Origin of the sequence: Microbispora rosea, assembly GCF_044460045.1 — a bacterium.
Taxonomy (GTDB): domain Bacteria; phylum Actinomycetota; class Actinomycetes; order Streptosporangiales; family Streptosporangiaceae; genus Microbispora; species Microbispora rosea.
The window spans coordinates 213,926-231,014 of the sequence record NZ_JBITJO010000009.1 but is presented as its reverse complement, the minus strand read 5'-3'; the positions used below and the strand labels follow the sequence as shown (position 1 = coordinate 231,014).

The following is a 17,089-nucleotide window of genomic DNA, read 5'->3' as shown; positions in this document are numbered from 1 at the left end:
TCAGTCCTCGTACGCCTCCAGAGGCGGGCAGGAGCAGACGAGGTTGCGGTCGCCGTACGCCTGGTCGATGCGGCGCACCGGCGACCAGTACTTGTCGTCCCGCAGACCGGGGACCGGGTAGGCGGCCACCGCCCGCGAGTACGGGTGGGCCCACTCGTCGGCGGTGAGGCACTCGGCCGTGTGCGGGGCGTTGCGCAGCGGGTTGTCGGTCTTGTCGAACTCGCCCGACGCCACCTTCGCGATCTCGCCCCGGATGGCGATCATCGCGTCGGCGAAGCGGTCGAGCTCGGCCAGGTCCTCGCTCTCGGTCGGCTCGATCATGAGCGTCCCGGCGACGGGGAACGACATCGTGGGCGCGTGGAAGCCGTAGTCGATCAGCCGCTTGGCCACGTCGTCCACCGTGACGCCGGTCTCCTTGGTGATCTGGCGCAGGTCAACGATGCACTCGTGGGCGACCAGGCCGTCCCTGCCGGTGTACAGCACCGGGTAGTGCGGCGCCAGCCGCCCGGCCAGGTAGTTGGCCGACAGGATCGCCTGCTCGGTGGCCTGCCGCAGCCCGTCCGCGCCCATCATCCTGACGTACGCCCAGGAGATCGGCAGGATGCCCGCCGAGCCGTACGGCGCGGCCGACACGTGCGCCGGCAGATGCTCGGCGAGGTGGGCCTTGACCGCCACCGGGCCGACGCCGGGACCGCCGCCGCCGTGCGGGATGCAGAAGGTCTTGTGCAGGTTCAGGTGGGAGACGTCCGCGCCGAACTCGCCCAGCTTGGCCAGTCCCACCAGCGCGTTGAGGTTGGCGCCGTCGACGTAGACCTGCCCGCCGGCCTCGTGGACCCGCTCGCAGATCTCGACGATCGTCTCCTCGTACACGCCGTGGGTGGACGGGTAGGTCACCATGATCGCGGCGAGCGCGTCACGGTGCTTGTCGATCTTGGCGGCGAGGTCGGCCAGGTCGACGTTGCCGCTTTCGTCGCAGGCCACCACGACCACCCGCATGCCCGCCATGACGGCGCTGGCGGCGTTGGTGCCGTGCGCCGAAGACGGGATGAGGCAGACGTCGCGGCCGCCCTCGCCCCTGGAGCGGTGATAGGACCTGATCGCCAGCAGCCCGGCGAACTCGCCCTGGGAGCCCGCGTTCGGCTGGATCGACACCCGGTCGTAGCCGGTGACCTCGGCCAGCCAGCCCTCCAGCGTCGCGATCAGCTCGGCGTAGCCCTCGGCCTGCCCCGCCGGCGCGAACGGGTGGATCGCGGCGAACTCCGGCCAGGTGACCGGCTCCATCTCGGTGGTCGCGTTGAGCTTCATCGTGCAGGAGCCCAGCGGGATCATCGAGCGGTCGAGCGCGATGTCCTTGTCCTGCAGCCGCCGCAGGTAGCGCAGCATGGCCGTCTCGGACCGGTGGGAGTGGAACACGGGATGGGTGAGGAAGTCCGAGGTCCGCTGCAGGTCGGCCGGGAGGGCGTCGGAGGTCACCCGGTCGAGGTCCTCGACCACGAGCCCGGACGCGCCGAACGCCGCCCAGACGGCCCGCAGGTGGTCCGTGGTGGTCTTCTCGTCGCAGGCGACGCCGACGTGGTCGGCGTCGGCCAGGCGCAGGTTCACGCCCCGCTCGGCGGCGGCTGCCACGACCTCGGCGGCCCGCCCGGGCACGCGGGCGAGCACGGTGTCGAAGAACTCGTCGTGGACGACCTCCACGCCGCCCTCGCGCAGCCCGGCGGCGAGGACGGCCGCGTGGCGGTGCACCCGCTGGGCGATCCTCTTCAGGCCCTCCGGACCGTGGTAGACGGCGTACATCGACGCCATGACGGCGAGCAGCACCTGCGCGGTGCAGATGTTGCTGGTGGCCTTCTCCCGCCGGATGTGCTGCTCGCGGGTCTGCAGGGCGAGCCGGTAGGCCGTGCGGCCGTCGGCGTCCAGCGAGACGCCGACCAGGCGGCCCGGCATCTGCCGCTGCAGGCCCTCGCGGACGGCCATGTACGCCGCGTGGGGGCCGCCGTAGCCCAGCGGGACGCCGAAGCGCTGGGAGGAGCCGACGGCGATGTCGGCGCCCTGCTCGCCCGGGGACTCCAGCAGGGTCAGCGCCAGCAGGTCGGCCGAGGCCACCAGCAGCGCCCCCTGGGCGTGCGCCCGCTCGGCGACCGCGCGGAAGGACGCCACCCGGCCGCTCGCGCCCGGATACTGGACGAGGACCCCGAAGCACTCGGGCAGCTCGCCGCCGAGGTCGGACTCCACCAGCGTGATGCCGAGCGGCTCGGCGCGGGTCGCCAGCACGGCCTTGGTCTGCGGCAGCGCGTCGGCGTCCACCACGAACACGTCGGTCTTCACCTTGCTCGCCCGCCGGGCCAGCGTCATCGCCTCGGCGGCGGCCGTCGCCTCGTCGAGCAGGGACGCGCCGGCGACGTCGAGGCCGGTGAGGTCCGACACGACCGTCTGGAAGTTCAGCAGCGCCTCCAGCCGCCCCTGCGAGATCTCCGGCTGGTAGGGCGTGTACGCGGTGTACCAGCCGGGGTTCTCCAGCACGTTGCGGAGGACGACACCCGGGGTGATCGTGTCGTGGTACCCGAGGCCGATCATCGAGGTCAGCACCCGGTTGCGCCCGGCGAGGGCGCGCAGTTCCGCCAGGGCCTCGGCCTCCCCCACCGCCTCGGGCAGGTTCAGCGGGCCGCGCGTGCGGATGGCCTCGGGCACGGCCACGGCGAGCAGGTCGGCCACCGACTCGTAGCCGACGACCTCCAGCATCCGGCCGCGGTCGGCCTCGGAGGGGCCGATGTGACGGGTGGCGAACGGCGGAGCGGAAAGATCGCGAAGCGTGGACCGATCGGTCATGACAGGGGCCTCCTGGCGGGTTCGAGACCTGCGGCGACCGCCCGGCGCCCGGTGTGGCGCCGCGGTCGTGAAGCGGTCTCCCCCTCTGTCATCGGACCTGAGAGCTTCACCGGGCCGTCGCGCCCGGCTTTCCCCTTCGGTGAGGCACCGCCTGGCCGGCGGGCCTGCTTTTCAGAGTCGCCTCGTCCGTGCGGTACGGATGCCTGAGAGATTCCGGGGAGGTTTGCTCCTTCGGCGCCCCTTGAAGATCAGGGGTCTCTCCCGCACGAGGTCGTCGGCCGTTCCACTCTACCGGCTACCCCGGATCGGCCCGACTCGCACCCTGCTCGAGATCGGCGCCGAGACCGGCCCGGCGGGCGCGGACGATGGCCTCGGCCCGGTCGGCGACCGCCAGCTTGGCGAAGATGGCGGTGATGTGGTTGCTGACGGTCTTGCCGCTGATGGCCAGATGCCGGGCGATCGCCGCGTTGGACCGGCCGGCCGCGATGAGGTCGAGGACCTCCCGTTCGCGGGCGGTGAGCTCGGGAAAGGGCTCCGGGGCCGGCGCGCGAGAGGCCCCGGCGGCGAAGAAGTCGATGATCCGGCGGGCCACGCTCGGGCCGAAGACGGCGTGTCCGGCCGCGACAGAGCGGACCGCCCGGACGATCTCCTCCTGCTTCGCGCCCTTGACCAGGTATCCGAAGGCTCCGGCACGCATCGCGGCGAACACCGACTCGTCGTCCTCGAACATCGTGAGCACGAGCACCCGGGTGGCGGGCACCGCGCGCGCGATGGCCCTGGTGGCCTCCACCCCGTTGACGCCCGGCATGTGCAGGTCCATGACCACGACGTCGGGGCGCGTGAGCTGCACCTCACGACGGGCGGCGTCGCCGTCGCCGGCCTCGCCCACCACCTCGATGTCCGGCAGCGACGTCACCAGGGCACGCAGGCCTTCCCGCATCAGCGGGTGATCGTCGACGACGACGATCCTGATCGGTTCCCCGGCGCTCATGTCTGCTCCAGTGGAAGGCGGGCGTGGACGCGGCCGCCGCGGTCGGTGGGGCCGGCGGTGAGCGTACCGCCCAGTTCGCCGGCCCGCTCGTGCATGGAGCGCAGACCGACGCCGTGCGGCCACGCTCCGGCGCCCCCGGAGCCGTCGTCGCTCACCTCCACATGCAGGGCGGCGTGGTCGGCGCGCAGGGAGACCCGGCACGCCGTCGCCCCGCCGTGGCGCAGCGCGTTGGTGACCGCCTCGGTGGCGATGCGATAGGCGGCCACCTCCACCCCGGCGGGCAGCGGCGGCAGGTCGTCCGGGGCGTCGATCGTGACCACGTACCCGGCGTGCTCGCGCCGCCACGAGTCGTGGGCGCGCTGGCGGAGCGCGCCCAGCAGTCCGAGCTCGTCGAGGGCGGGCGGCCGCAGGTTGTAGACGAGCCGGCGGATATCGGCGATCGCGGCGGTCAGGTCGGCGCGCAGGTCGAGCAGGAGCCGTGCGCTCCGCTCGGGATCAGTGTGACGCAGGTTGTGGGCCGCGTCGGCCTTGAGGGTCACCGCGGTGAGCACGGTGCCGAGGCCGTCGTGCAGATCGCGGCGCAGCCGCCGGCGTTCCTCCTCCCGCGCGGCCACGATGCGCGTGCGGGACTCGCCCAGTTGCTCGGACAGGCGCACCGCCTGCAGGGCCAGGCCGACCGGGGCGGCCAGCAGTTCCAGGGCGCGCCGGTCGGCGCCGGACAGCCGGCTCTCCCCCGCCCTCAGCCCGACGAGCAGGTCTGCGGGCGGCCCGTCGGCCACCTCCAGCGACACCGTGTGCCGCCGCCGCGGTGACCGGCCGTACGTCGCGACCAGCCGCCCGTCGGAGGCGACTGCAGCGTACGGCAGCCGCAGCGCCTCGCACACGGCTCGCAACACCCCGTCCAGGCCGGCGCCGAGCCGCAGGCCGACCCGGGCGGCGGCCGCCACAGGATCGCGGCGCTGGCCGTACATGACCCGGTCCACCAAGGACTGCACGGCCGAACGGGCGGGCGCGAAGGCGAGAGCGACAACCGCGGTCGCGATCAGCGGGGCGGCCGACAGCCGGTCCCGCGCCAGCGCGGACAGCCCCGCGACGATGCCCAGGTAGGCCAGCACGACGCCGAGCGTGAGCACCCCGTACACCAGCGAGCGGTTGACGATCAGCTCGATGTCGTACAACCCGTGGCGCAGGATCGCCACCGTGGCCGCGGCCGGGATCAGCGGCAGGGTCAGCAGGAACAACACCGGCCCGTCGGTCGTCACGATCCGCTGCGCGTTGAGCGCGGCGAACAGTCCCGCGGCCCACAGCAGCCACATCAGCTGCTGCCGCGGCACCCCGCGGGACCGGCGGACGCGCAGGACGAGCGCGCCGAGGGAGGCCAGCAGCACCAGCGCGGCGACGGCGGCGAACACCGGAATCAGCCGCTGGGCGACCTCGCCCACGATGACGGGCAGCATCGGCTCCTCCGTGGCCGGCCCGTCCCCCGCCGGCCCGGCCGCCACGGGCAGGGTCAGGATGGGCGTGAACGGCAGGACGACGAGGGTCGCGACGGCCAGCGGCCGCCAGCGCCGCGACAGCGGCCTGCCGTCGGGGAACAACTGCACGATCAGCGGAAGGCAGACGGCCGGCGCCGGGATCCACACGGTGATGCCGAACAGCTCGACCGCCCGCGCCCACCCCTCCGGCAGCCCGACCGCGTCGGTGAGCAGCCCGAGGCAGGCCACGCTCAGCGTGTAGCAGGCGCCGTACGCCACGAACAGCAGCCCGATGCGGTGCCCGGGGCGATGGGCGAGCACCAGCGCGCCGAACGTGGTGAAGGTCAGCGCCTGCGCGCTGTTGGTCAGCAGGTAGGAGTCGTCGGCCGCGTCGGCGAAGGTGAGCCCGCCGAGGAACCACGACACCCACGCCGCCACCACCACGACGGCCGTGAGGATGAGCACCGCGACCGGGCCGGCCCGCCTGACTGCCATGCGCTCATCATCGGATCCCGGCGCTCCCATCGGCCATAGGAGCGTGCTCCCGGATCACGGGGTGCACGGGACCGGAATCGGGACCACGCCCCCACGACGAAGGGAGCCGTCCGCGCCCATCCTCGGACTCGATCGGACAACTCCCGGATTCTCGGAGGATCATCATGCAGCCGGACACCGACGCCCGCACCGCCGCCACCCCGCGGAAACCGCCGCGGGACGTGCGCGGCTTCTGGCGGGTGCTGCTCGCCGTCGTCGCCCCGCTCCCCATGCTCGGCATGGGCCTCAACTATCTGTTCAGCCCCGTGGACGGCGGCGAGTCGTTCGAGGCCACGGTCGCGGCGTACGCGGCCCACGAGCAGGCCGCGGGCGTGCTCCGATGGTTCGCCCTGCCGTTCCTGGTCGGGCTGATCCCGGCCACCTTCGCCGTGGCGTGGGTGGCCCGTCGCGGCGCTCCCAGGCTCACCACGGCGGGTGCCCTCCTCGCGCTGCTCGGCGACCTGGCCGGCTTCCCCCTGATCCGTGGCGGCGACGACCTCGCGTACCTGACGGTGACGAGGCACTTCGACGTGGCGACCATGGCGAGGATTCAGAACGCGCTCGAGGACGACCCCGTACAGCTGGTGGCGAGCCTGCTGTTCATCGTGGGCATCGTCGTCGGCCTGCTGCTGCTCGGCCTGGCGCTGTGGCGCAGCGGCGCGGCGCCGGCCTGGATGGGGGTCCTGCTCGCGGCCGGCGGCTTCACCCATCCGTTCATGCCCGGCCACACCGCGTCGGGCATCGGCCTGCTGGTCGCGGCCGTGGGCTTCGCCGGCGCGTCCGTCGCCCTGCTGCGCATGCGTGACGACGAGTTCGACCTGCCCCCGGTCAGGCCCGGCACGCGCGCCCGACCGTCAAACCTGTGATCGCCGGGGCATCCGCTCAGCCGGTCCTGCGGGCCTTTCTCCGGCGGGCCAGCTCGTCCGCCGGATGGTCCCCCTCCGCATCCGGAGCGGCCTCCGCCCGCTCGCCCGGAAGCTCGGCCAGCGATCCCTCGACCTCCCGCCAGACCCTGCCGAGCGCGATGCCGAACACGCCCTGACCGCCCTGCAACAGGTCGATCACCTCGTCGGCGCTCGTGCACTCGTAGACGCTCACGCCGTCACTCATCAAGGTGATCTGGGCCAGGTCGTTGACGCCGCGGTCGCGCAGGTGCCGTACGGCGGTGCGTATCTGCTGGAGGGAGACGCCCGTGTCCAGAAGACGTTTGACGACCTTCAGGACGAGGATGTCGCGGAAGCTGTACAGTCGCTGAGACCCGGATCCCTGGGCGGCCCTTATCGTCGGGAGCACCAGTTCGGTCCGGGCCCAGTAGTCGAGCTGCCGGTAGGTGATCCCGGCCGCCGCGCACGCCGTGGGGCCGCGGTATCCGATGCCCTGGGGCAGCGCCGTCGGCTGCTCGTCGAACAGCAGGCCCTGTTCGCCGGCGCGCTCGCGCGCCGCCTGCCGAACCGGGTCGTGCTGGCCGGCCGACTTACCCTCGCCGCTGCTGACCGCCACTGCGGACCTCCGGCTTTCTCTCATCCCACGGTCTGATCTGGGGGTTCGTGAATTACAACCGTGGTTTCCCTTGCACCGTAGGACCGGGGCCATCGTCAGTCAACGACCCCGTCCGGCGCGTCGTGAAGCGTAATCTCCCGAAATCGTCCGGCACGTCAGCCCGCCCGGCCGAAGTCTTCCGGTGTGATTTTGTCCAGGAACTCGCGAAACTTTTCCACTTCGTCTTCCTGGTCGTCGGGCATGCTCACGCCCGCCTCCTGGATCACGTCCTCACTCGCGTAGATCGTCGCACCCGTACGCAACGCCAGCGCGATCGAGTCCGAAGGACGGGCGCTGACCTCCACACCGTTGGAGAAGACCAAGTCGGCGAAGAAGATTCCATCGCGGAGCGCGACGATGTTGACGGTGCGCAACCGCACCCCCAAGGCCTCAAGAACGTCACGGAACAAGTCGTGGGTCAGCGGCCGGGGCGGCGGCTCCTCCGCCTGCGCCAACGCGATAGCGGTCGCCTCGGTCATGCCTATCCAGATCGGCAGATACCGATCGCCGCTCGTCTCCTTCAGGAGAACGATCGGCTGGTTGGTGGGCATCTCAACGCGAACCCCCACGACCTCCATCTGCAACACGGGCGGCTCCGTCTCAAGCGTCGCGGCATATCACCAGGCATTCAACGTAACACCCACGGAGGTGCGGATGTGCCGGTCACCGTCCCAGAACGCCGCGAACACTCCCACGCAGTAACGCACTGTGCAGTTCCTGGAGAAGTCCGGAGATCTCCCGAGCCGTCTCGTCCGCCTCCGCGATCGCCCCCGGCGCCTTACGCCGCAGCAGCGGGGCCACCGCCTGCTCGATGAGGCCGGCCTCTCGCTCCACCGCGGCGCGGACCGCCCTCAGGTGCCGCGCCTGCAGGCCGAACCGCGCCAGCGCCCCCACGCTGCGCGCGATCTCCAGCGCCTCCCCGTCGTAGCGGCGCGCCACGGGAGCGACCAGGCCGAAGCTCTCCATCTCGGCCAGGGTCTCCTCGTCGATGCCCGCGGCCTCGATGAGCTCCTCCCGGCTGAGACGCACGGGCGGAGCGCCGCCGGACACGGAGTGCGGGCGGGCCGCCTGCTCGTCCAGCTGATCCTTGATCACGCGGAGCGGCAGGTACTGGTCACGCTGCGCACGCAGGATGTACCGCAGGCGCTCGACGTCGTTGAAGGTGAACTTGCGGTACCCCGACGGGCTCCGCTGGGGCTCGATCAGCCCCTCACCCTCCAGAAACCGGATCTTGGAGACGGTCACGTCCGGGAACTCGCTCTGCAGCAGGGCGAGCACTTCCCCGATGCTCATGAACGCCCGTACGGCCTGCGCGCTCATGACTCCTCCTCCTCACCGATCACAGCCCTCCGGGACCACGTGTGAGGAACACCAGCCGGAACTTGCCGATCTGCACCTCGTCGCCGCCCTGCAAGGGGGACTCCTCGATGCGCTCCCGGTTGACGTAGGTGCCGTTGAGGCTGCCCACGTCACGCACGGTGAACTGGCCGCCGCGCCGGTAGAACTCCACGTGCCTCCTGGACACCGTCACATCGTCCAGGAAAATGTCGCTTTCCGGGTGGCGACCCGCCGTAGTGAGGTCGCTGTCGAGCAGAAATCGGCTCCCCGCGTTCGGGCCACGCATGACCACCAGAAGAGCCGTGCCCGGCGGCAACTGCTCGACCGAGGCCCTGTCCGGCAGAAGCGTCTGGCCCGTCTCCGCCTCGAGCGCCTCAAGTGAGATCGTCGAGGTCGTGTCGGCTGCGACGGGCGCCGGAGCGCTCAGCGGCGAACCGCATCGTGAACAGAAACGGGCATCCTCGGGGTTGGCATGACCGCACTGCGTGCAGTAGACGCTGGGCATCGAACGGCTCGGCCTCTCTCACGACTTGCTCAAGGACTAGGTCAAACTGCGAATGCCGCAACTTACGCTGATCAGGCACAAAGGTCAAGACCGCGGCTGGGCGTGGACTGACCAACGCTACAGCCAGCGGACGTTCAATGTCATCTAGCTCCGGCTGCTTGTTCGACGACGTGGGCCCAGCGTTCCAGGAGGGCCTGGGCGGTGTCCATGTCGTGGCCCTCGGCCCACAGATGCGTTACGGCCTCGGCGGGGTCGGGCAGGACGAGGGCCCAGCTCCCGTCGTCCTCCACGACGCGCACACCGTCGGTGGTGTCCAGGCGGTGGCCCTCCGCGGCCTCGACGACCGAGCGCATCACCGCCCCCTTGTGCGCCCAGGGCGTGGGAACGGTCCGCTTGAGCAGCTTGGCCTCCGGGATGCGGGCGTCGATCTGGCTGAGCGACAGCCGGGTGCGCGCGACCAGGCCGAGCAGGCGCAGGAACACCGCCAGGCCGTCCACCGTGGGCGCGAACTCCGGGACGATGAAGCCGCCCTTCCCGTCGCCCGCGAAGATCGTGTCGGGGTGCCTGGCCGCCCGGGTCAGCGTGTCGAGGCTCGTGGCCGTCCAGTCGACCTGCACGCCGTGGAAGCGGCACACCATCTCCGCCACCCGGGTCGTGGTGACCGGCAGGGCCACCCGGCCGCCCCGGCGCTCGGCCGCCACCAGATCGAGCACCACGAGCAGCGCCCGCTCCTCGCTGATCAGCTGGCCCATCTCGTCCACGAGCGAGACCCGCTCCCCCACCGGGTCGAACCGTACGCCGAAGGCGGCACGCGCCGATGCCACCAGCTCCGCCAGGCGCTGCAGGTCGCGGCGGCGCTCGGCGAGCGTCTCGGTCGGCGAGGCGTCGTCGAGGCGGTTGTTCACGGTCAGCACGTCGACCCCGGCCCGGCCCAGCAGGCTCGGCAGCACGAGCGAGGAGGTGCCGCCCGCGCAGTCGACCACGACCTTCATCTCGGCGTCCTTCACCCCCGACATGTCGATGCAGGCCAGCAGCTCCCGGGCGTACGTGTCGACGGCGCGGGCGGGGAAGGTCAGCTCGGCGATCTCGCCGGGGAAGGCGCGCCGGTACTCCTGGCGGGAGAAGACCCGCTCCAGCTTGCGCTGGGCCGCCTGGGACAGGTCGGCTCCCGTCTCGTCCATGAACACGATGTCGACGCTCTGGGGGTCGCCCGCCGTGGTGCGCACGGCGATGCCGCCCCGGACGTTCTCCCGCGAGGTGTTGAACCTGGCGACCGGCAGGGCGGCTGCCTCCAGGTCGACCACGTTGATCGCGCTGGAGTTCAGCGCGCTGATCACCGCCCGCTTGAGCGCCCGCGCCGCGCGCGAGGCGTCGCGGGAGGTGACGACCGTGTCGCCCTTGCGCAGCGTCGTGGCGTACGCGCTGGCCAGCCGTACGCACAGCTCCGGGGTGATCTCGACGTTGACCAGCCCGGAGACCCCGCGGGGGCCGAACAGGCTGCGCTGGCCGCGCGACTCCCAGATGACGCTCGTGTTGACGACCGTGCCCGCCTCGATCGTCTTGAACGGGTAGATCTTCACCCCTGAGGAGACGTACGCCTCGGACTCGATGACGCACTCGTCGCCGACGACGGCGTTCTCCTCGATCCTGGCGCCGGTCATCACGTCGGTGTTCTTGCCGATCACGCAGCCGCGCAGGTGGGCGGCCGGGCCGACGTACACGTTGTCGCTGACCACGGCGCGGTGCAGGAAGGCGCCCTCCTTGACGACGGCGTTGCTGCCGAGCACGGTGTATTCCCGCAGCTCGGCGCCGGCCTCGACCTTCGCGTAGTCGCCGATGTAGAGGGGGCCCTTGAGCACGGCCTCGGGGTCCACCGAGGCGCCCTCGGCGGCCCACACGCCCGGCGCCAGCTCGAACGCGTCGAAGTCGACCTTGACCTTGCCCTCCAGCACGTCCGCCTGCGCCTTGAGGTAGCTCTCGTGCGTGCCGACGTCCTCCCAGTAGCCCTCGGCCACGTAGCCGAACAGCCGGCAGCCGCGTTCGAGCATCTTGGGGAAGATGTCGGACGACCAGTCGACCGACTGGCCGGGGGCGATCTCGTCGAGGACCGACGGCTCCATGATGTAGATGCCGGTGTTGACCGTGTCGGAGAACACCTGGCCCCAGGTGGGCTTCTCCAGGAAGCGCTGGATGCGGCCGCTGTCGTCCACGATGATGATCCCGAACTCCAGCGGGTTGGGCACGCGCTTGAGCCCGATGGTGACCAGCGCCCGGTTCTCGCGGTGGAAGCGGAGCATGTCGGTCAGGTCGATGTCGGTGAGCGCGTCGCCGGAGATGACCAGGAAGCGGTCGTCGCGGAGCTTGTCGGCGGCGTTCTTCACGCTGCCGGCCGTCCCGAGGGGGACCTCCTCGGTGGCGTAGTGGAGGGTCATGCCCAGCTCGTCGCCGTCGCCGAAGTAGTTGCGGATCAGCGCGGCCAGGAACTGCACGGTCACCACGGTCTCGGTGAACCCGTGCCGCTTGAGCAGCCGGAGCACGTGTTCCATGATCGGCCGGTTGATGATGGGGAGCAGGGGCTTGGGCTGGTTCGCGGTCATCGGCCGCAGCCGTGTCCCCTCCCCGCCCGCCATGACGACGGCCTTCACGGGTCACCCCTTCGTTAGCTGGCGCACCTGTACGACATACAACACCCCCGCCCACCAATACAGACCAGTTCCCCAGATGGCGAAGGCCCATCCGAAGATCGCGGCAATCTCGGCGTACCACCCTTCGTGGGACGCGAGGAACAGCAGCGGGAACGCGTACATCAGGGCGGCGGTGCCGGCCTTGCCGAGGAAGTGGACGGGCAGCGCCGGGCCGTACCCGTGCCGCCGCAGCAGGGGCGGCATCCACAGCAGCAGCACGTCGCGCAGCGGCACCGCGAGCGCCAGCCACCAGGGGACGGCACCCCGCAGCACCAGGCCGATCAGGGTGGCGAGGATGTAGAGCCGGTCGGCGAGCGGGTCGATGAGCCGGCCCAGCCTGCTGATCTGGTTCCAGGCGCGGGCGAGCTTTCCGTCGAGCCAGTCGCTGAAGCCGGCGAGCGCCAGCAGCGCGATGGCCCACCCGTCGGCGTGGGGACCCAGCACGAGCCAGAGGAAGACGGGGACGCCGAGCAGCCGCAGGGCGCTCAGCAGGTTGGGCACCGTCCAGATCCGGTCCTCGGCAGCGTTCACGCCCCAGACCCTACATGCCGCTCTCCCGGTCGTTCCGGGCAGGAGCCACGGGGTCGGACCCGGTGTGGAACCACACCGCCGATTAGGTGCGGTCGCGCAGCCCGGCTTCGCCGATGGCGGCATCAGGACAATGTGTTCGTCACCCGTTCACCTGCGCGTGGTGCCGTCTGCGCGGCGACGAGCCGGGTGTAGCGGCCGCCCAGGGCCAGCAGCTCCTCGTGGGTGCCCCGCTCCACCACCGTGCCCCCCTCGACGACCAGGATCAGGTCGGCGTCCCGCACCGTGCTCAGCCGGTGCGCGATCACGATGCGGGTCTGCGTCAGGCGGGACAGCCGCGCCTCGATGTCGGCCTCGGTCGCGCTGTCCAGGTTGCTGGTCGCCTCGTCGAGCAGCAGCACCTTGGGTCGGGGCAGCAGCGCGCGCGCCAGGGCGAGGCGCTGGCGCTGTCCACCCGACAGGCCGCCGCCCTCGACAAGGATCGTCTCGTAGCCCATCGGCATCGCCATGATCTCGTCGTGCAGGCCCGCGAGCCGGGCCGCCTCGGCGATCCGGTCCATGCCGGCCTCGGGGAAGTTGAGCGCGACGTTCTCCCGGATCGTCCCGGTGAACAGCGACGGCTCCTGGGTGACCACGCCGAACTGGCGGCGCAGCGATCGCGGGTTGAGCTCCGTCGCGGGAACGCCGTCGTACCGGATCTCCCCATCCGTCGGCTGGTAGAGGGCGAGCAGGAGGCGGGCGAGCGTGCTCTTGCCCGACCCCGAGGGACCGACCAGCGCGACCTTCTGCCCGGGCCGTACGACCAGTGAGACGTCGCGCAGCGTCCACGGGCCGCGCGGGTCGTGGCGGAAACCCACCCCGCGCAGCTCGATGCCGCCGCGCAGCCGCAGCACCTCGATCCCCGTGGACGGCTCGGGCTCGGAGGCGAGGATGTCCGACAGCCGGTCGAAGTGCGCCCCGGCCTGCTGAAGGCCGCGCAGGCTGGTCATCAGCGAGCCGATCGGGGTGAGCGCGGCGGTGGCCAGGGCGTTCAGCGCGAGCAGCGTCCCGAGGCTCAGCGACCCGTCGAGCACCCGCCACGCGCCCACCCACAGCAGCCCCAGCGGCGCGAGATAGCGCACCGCCCCGAGCACCGCCTCGATCAGCCCCCGGACGAGCCCTCCCCGCAGGTCGGCGTCGAGTTGCTGGGCGAACAGATCCGACCAGCGCTGCATCGCCCGCGGCTCGGCCCCGGACGCCTTGAGCGTCTCGATACCGCCGACGGCCTCCATCAGCCGGCCCTGCGTGACGGCGAGAGCGGCCAGCTCGCGCCTGGTCAGATCGCCCACCCGGCGGGCGGTGCCGAGCAGGAGGGCGGCCTGACCCGCGGCGAGCAGCGCGAGGAAGCCGCCGAAAACCGGGTCACGGGCGAAGACGAGCAGCAGGTAGACCAGGGCGAGCGGCCCGTCGAGCAACGACGAGAGAATCTGCCCGGTCAGCGTCTCGCGCAGGGCGATGACGCTGTTCGATCGGTTCGCCAGGTCGCCCTTGCCGCGTACCGCGAAGTACCGGTACGGCAGTGCGACAAGGTGCGACACCAGGTTCCGCGTCACCTCGCCGTCGGTGCGCGAGCGGAGCGCGACGAGCAGCACCGAACGCAGGTAGCCCACCGTGAACTGGGTGACCACGGCGACCAGCACGGCCACGCCGAGGAGCGCGAGAAGCCCGGAGTCCCCGCGCGGGAGGACCCGGTCGACGACGATCTGGAACGCCGTCGCGAGCCCCAGGCCGAGCACCTGGAGCAGCACTGAGGCCGCGAGCACCTGGGCGAGCAGGCCCTTCCTGCGGAACACCAGGGTGCGCAGGAAGTCGCGCCGCCACGCCCGCGCGGCGCCGGACCGCACGCGGCGGAACCCCGGCTCCGGCTCGAACGCCAGTAGCACGCCGGTGAAGCCGGCGTCGAACTCGGCGGGCGTGAGCCGCCTGCGTCCCTGGCCGGGGTCCACGACGTCCACGTGATCGGGCGTCCACCGCTCCACCACGACGAAGTGCTGGAACTCCCAGTGGACGATCGCGGGCATGGGCACCCGCCCGAGGTCGGCCGGCTCCAGCGAGAACGCCCTGGCGTTCAGGCCGAACTCCCGCGCGGCGCGGACGATGGCCAGCGCGCTCAGGCCGTCCCTGCCCACCTGGAGGTGGTCGGTGACCTCCTGCACGGTGGTGCGGTGGCCGTGGAAGGACAGGATCACGGCCAGGCAGGCCGCGCCGCACTCGGTCGCCGAGTTCTGCAGAAAGACCGGGACCCGTTTCACCCGCCACCCCTCAGGACCGCAGCGGTGAGAACGGCCAGCCCCGAGGTGAGCACCGCGACCGCGCACCAGAGCAGGACGAGCGTGCGGTTTCCGACTTCCTTGGCAGCGGCCGGGGCGGACTGTGGGGCGGCATGACGGCGCAGCGCCTCGGCGCGGAAGATCTGCCTGTTCACAGCGTGCCGGTCCGCGCCGTGGTTCCCCAGAACCACTCGATCTTCGCGGCCCGGCGGCGTTCGTCGATCCACAGGTCGAAGACCTGCCGTTCGACGCGGCGGCGCGTGTCCGCGTCGAGCTCGGCGTCGGCCACGGAGATCACCTTGAGCAGGACGCCCGGGGCGGGCGAGACGACGTCGCCCGGGCGGGCGGTGCCCACCTCGGCCGCGGGCACGTCCTCGACGACCAGCCGGGCGCCGCGCGTCCGCTCCGCCAGCGTGAGGAAGCCGGCTCCGGCGTCGATCTCGGCCGCCGCCCGCCGGGCCGTCTCGGAGTCGGGGAAGGTGAGGCGGGCGACCCGGGCGGTGCCGAACTCCTCCCGGTGCTCCTCGAAGTACGGCTCGATCCGGCCGGCCGTCACCCGCTCGCGGACGCGGGCGGCGGCCACCTCCCCCGCGACCAGCTCCTGGAGGTCCAGCACGGTGAGGGAGCGGCGGTCCATCCACTCGCGCGTCCGTTCCGCCGTGAGCAGTCCCCGGGCGCGCCGGAACGCGTCCACCGCCTCCTGGATCTCGTGGTCGGAGAGCTCGACCGGCGCCTCCGCCATCTCGGCCTGGACGAGGGCGGCGGCGACGATCCGGTCCACCAGCCGGGTCTCGTCCCACAGGAAGTCGAGCCAGGCGATCGCGTCGACCACTGTGACCCCGACGCCGTCGATCCGCAGCAGCAGCATCTCGGCCGCCCGCTGCACGCCCCGCAGGGGCCAGGGCAGGGCGCGGTCGGGGCACCAGGACAGCGACACTGTCCCCTCCCCCGGCGTTTTGATCAGAAGGTCGTAGTGGAGCGAGTCGTCGTAGTCCTCCCGCTGCCACAGCAGCCGGAAGCGCACGCCGGGATGGCGCTCCCGCAACTCCCGCAGGCGCTCCTGTGCCTCGGACGGGTCGACCCCGTCCAGGCCGCGGAGGGTTTCAAGGGCGTCCGGCACCATGCGCGGTCTCCTCTCCGACCGTGCCGTACATCAACAGATCACACAACGCCGCGCCGATCGGCAGGCCCGTGGCCTTCTCGATCCAGAGCCACTGGCCGCTGGGGTTGACTTCGAGGAAGACGTAACGCCCGTCGGGGGTCAGGATGAGATCGATCGCCCCGTAGCGCAGGCCGAGCCGCCGCACGATCCGCACGCAGCGTTCGGCCACCTCCGGCGGCAGCGCGTGCACCTCGTGGCGGGTGCTGCCCGGGTCGTAGCGGCGCCAGTCGAGCCTCGTGTGGTTGCTCTCCTGTGAGTGGATCTCCGCCGCGAAGACGGCCCGCCCCACGACGGTCACCCGCAGTTCGACCCGCTTGGGCACGTACTCCTGGATGACGACCGGGCCGAACCTGATCGCGTCCGCGTACGCTGCGTCCCGGGTGGACACCGGTTCCGACATCCGGGCCACCCCATCCCCGTCGGCGCGCAGGCTCGTGGGGACGCCCAGGGGCTTGGTGATGATGCGCCCCTGGTGCCGGTTGTAGAAGTCCAGGAACTCGTCGGGGTCGTTGGTGATCAGCGTGTCCGGCAGCTCGAATCCGAGACGACCGGCCAGGGCCAGCTGTGACGACTTGCGCTGGGCCAGTCTCACGCGTTCCCTGGGCGCGGGGACCATGCGGCAGTCGAGCTGCTCCCACAGGTCCCCGGCGAACACCGCGCACTCCTGCTCGATGTGGGCCCGTGCCACCGGGTCGGCGATCTCGGGATGCGCGACGGGGGCCTGGGGACGGCGGAACCACACCGCCGTCAGACGGTCGAGGTCGACGTCCGCCGTCTCCGTGCGCAGCCGCCGCCGCACCCGCCCGTCGCGGTGGTAGGCCGCGTCGAGCACCGCGCGGACCGGATAGCCGGCCGGGTCGAAGACGACCGCTTTCGCCCCCCGCGCGGCCAGCAGACGGGCCACGTGCTCCGCATGGGAGTCACCGTCGATCGTGAGGATGAGTATCTCGCCGGACATCTCTCGCTCTTCCTGGTCTGGCTTCCTGACGGGGCGCCGGGAGGGCGCCCCGCGTTGTCACTCGGAAGCGGTCGCTCAGAAGTCGGGGTCCTGGGCGTCGATGCTGCCGTCCGGGCTGATGACGTGGCTCGACCAGTCGAACCTCTGGCCGCCGTTGACGAGACGGAGGTCTCCCTCGTCGAGCTCCGGCCCGGCCGCCGCGATATCGTCGATTCTGATCTTGGGCATTGTGATCCCTCC

The 17,089-nt window shown here is 71.6% G+C and carries 15 protein-coding genes and 1 riboswitch; of the genes, 1 reads left to right on the top strand and 14 read right to left on the bottom strand.

All coding sequences use genetic code 11. From position 1 onward, the window contains the following. The 3 genes from gcvP to ACIBK1_RS31650 form a co-directional block, all read right to left on the bottom strand. Window positions 1-2,826: an aminomethyl-transferring glycine dehydrogenase gene (gene gcvP / locus ACIBK1_RS31660; RefSeq protein ID WP_396739370.1), complete on the bottom strand. Its 2,826-nt coding sequence runs from the start codon at window positions 2,824-2,826 to the stop codon at window positions 1-3. 181 nt (window positions 2,827-3,007) lie between these two features. Then, window positions 3,008-3,100, bottom strand: a riboswitch (glycine riboswitch). 21 nt (window positions 3,101-3,121) lie between these two features. Beyond that, window positions 3,122-3,817 (bottom strand): response regulator, encoded by a 696-nt coding sequence (locus tag ACIBK1_RS31655; RefSeq protein WP_197042486.1) that lies wholly within the window; start codon window positions 3,815-3,817, stop codon window positions 3,122-3,124. Further along, on the bottom strand, window positions 3,814-5,787 hold the full coding sequence (locus ACIBK1_RS31650; RefSeq protein WP_396739367.1) for a sensor histidine kinase: 1,974 nt from the start codon (window positions 5,785-5,787) through the stop codon (window positions 3,814-3,816). The genes ACIBK1_RS31655 and ACIBK1_RS31650 overlap by 4 nt, the downstream gene beginning before the upstream one ends. Before the next feature lie 164 nt (window positions 5,788-5,951). Here ACIBK1_RS31650 and ACIBK1_RS31645 point away from each other — a divergent pair, with 164 nt between their 5' ends. Continuing rightward, window positions 5,952-6,692, top strand: a complete 741-nt coding sequence (locus ACIBK1_RS31645; RefSeq protein WP_396739365.1) for a hypothetical protein — start codon at window positions 5,952-5,954, stop codon at window positions 6,690-6,692. A 16-nt stretch (window positions 6,693-6,708) separates the two neighbouring features. On the opposite strand, the gene ACIBK1_RS31640 is transcribed toward ACIBK1_RS31645, so the two are convergent. From ACIBK1_RS31640 to ACIBK1_RS31590, 11 genes are all read right to left on the bottom strand, one after another. Further along, window positions 6,709-7,326 carry a MerR family transcriptional regulator gene (locus ACIBK1_RS31640; RefSeq protein WP_030506528.1) on the bottom strand — a complete coding sequence of 206 codons (618 nt, stop codon included), beginning with the start codon at window positions 7,324-7,326 and terminating at the stop codon, window positions 6,709-6,711. Between the two features lie 155 nt (window positions 7,327-7,481). Continuing rightward, on the bottom strand, window positions 7,482-7,952 hold the full coding sequence (locus tag ACIBK1_RS31635; protein ID WP_139577972.1) for a bifunctional nuclease family protein: 471 nt from the start codon (window positions 7,950-7,952) through the stop codon (window positions 7,482-7,484). A gap of 76 nt (window positions 7,953-8,028) precedes the next feature. Continuing rightward, on the bottom strand, window positions 8,029-8,685 hold the full coding sequence (ftsR, locus tag ACIBK1_RS31630) for a transcriptional regulator FtsR (RefSeq protein ID WP_030506530.1): 657 nt from the start codon (window positions 8,683-8,685) through the stop codon (window positions 8,029-8,031). A 19-nt stretch (window positions 8,686-8,704) separates the two neighbouring features. Beyond that, complete coding sequence (locus tag ACIBK1_RS31625) at window positions 8,705-9,208, bottom strand: FHA domain-containing protein (RefSeq protein ID WP_030506531.1); 504 nt, start codon at window positions 9,206-9,208, stop codon at window positions 8,705-8,707. Between the two features lie 140 nt (window positions 9,209-9,348). Further along, the gene (locus tag ACIBK1_RS31620) at window positions 9,349-11,853 is read right to left on the bottom strand and encodes a mannose-1-phosphate guanyltransferase (protein WP_030506532.1); all 2,505 of its coding nucleotides are present in this window, start codon (window positions 11,851-11,853) and stop codon (window positions 9,349-9,351) included. A 3-nt stretch (window positions 11,854-11,856) separates the two neighbouring features. Beyond that, the gene (locus tag ACIBK1_RS31615) at window positions 11,857-12,423 is read right to left on the bottom strand and encodes a CDP-alcohol phosphatidyltransferase family protein (RefSeq protein WP_030506533.1); all 567 of its coding nucleotides are present in this window, start codon (window positions 12,421-12,423) and stop codon (window positions 11,857-11,859) included. 122 nt (window positions 12,424-12,545) lie between these two features. Beyond that, window positions 12,546-14,711 carry a peptidase domain-containing ABC transporter gene (locus ACIBK1_RS31610; RefSeq protein ID WP_396739363.1) on the bottom strand — a complete coding sequence of 722 codons (2,166 nt, stop codon included), beginning with the start codon at window positions 14,709-14,711 and terminating at the stop codon, window positions 12,546-12,548. Further along, complete coding sequence (locus ACIBK1_RS31605) at window positions 14,708-14,884, bottom strand: hypothetical protein (protein WP_357328226.1); 177 nt, start codon at window positions 14,882-14,884, stop codon at window positions 14,708-14,710. Before ACIBK1_RS31605 ends, ACIBK1_RS31610 begins: the two co-directional genes overlap by 4 nt. After that, window positions 14,881-15,852 (bottom strand): TIGR04500 family putative peptide maturation system protein, encoded by a 972-nt coding sequence (locus ACIBK1_RS31600; protein WP_396739361.1) that lies wholly within the window; start codon window positions 15,850-15,852, stop codon window positions 14,881-14,883. The genes ACIBK1_RS31605 and ACIBK1_RS31600 overlap by 4 nt, the downstream gene beginning before the upstream one ends. Continuing rightward, window positions 15,833-16,849: an MvdC/MvdD family ATP grasp protein gene (locus ACIBK1_RS31595; protein ID WP_076435872.1), complete on the bottom strand. Its 1,017-nt coding sequence runs from the start codon at window positions 16,847-16,849 to the stop codon at window positions 15,833-15,835. The genes ACIBK1_RS31600 and ACIBK1_RS31595 overlap by 20 nt, the downstream gene beginning before the upstream one ends. A gap of 75 nt (window positions 16,850-16,924) precedes the next feature. Then, the gene (locus tag ACIBK1_RS31590; RefSeq protein ID WP_156080802.1) at window positions 16,925-17,077 is read right to left on the bottom strand and encodes a hypothetical protein; all 153 of its coding nucleotides are present in this window, start codon (window positions 17,075-17,077) and stop codon (window positions 16,925-16,927) included. Window positions 17,078-17,089: the final 12 nt, after the last annotated feature.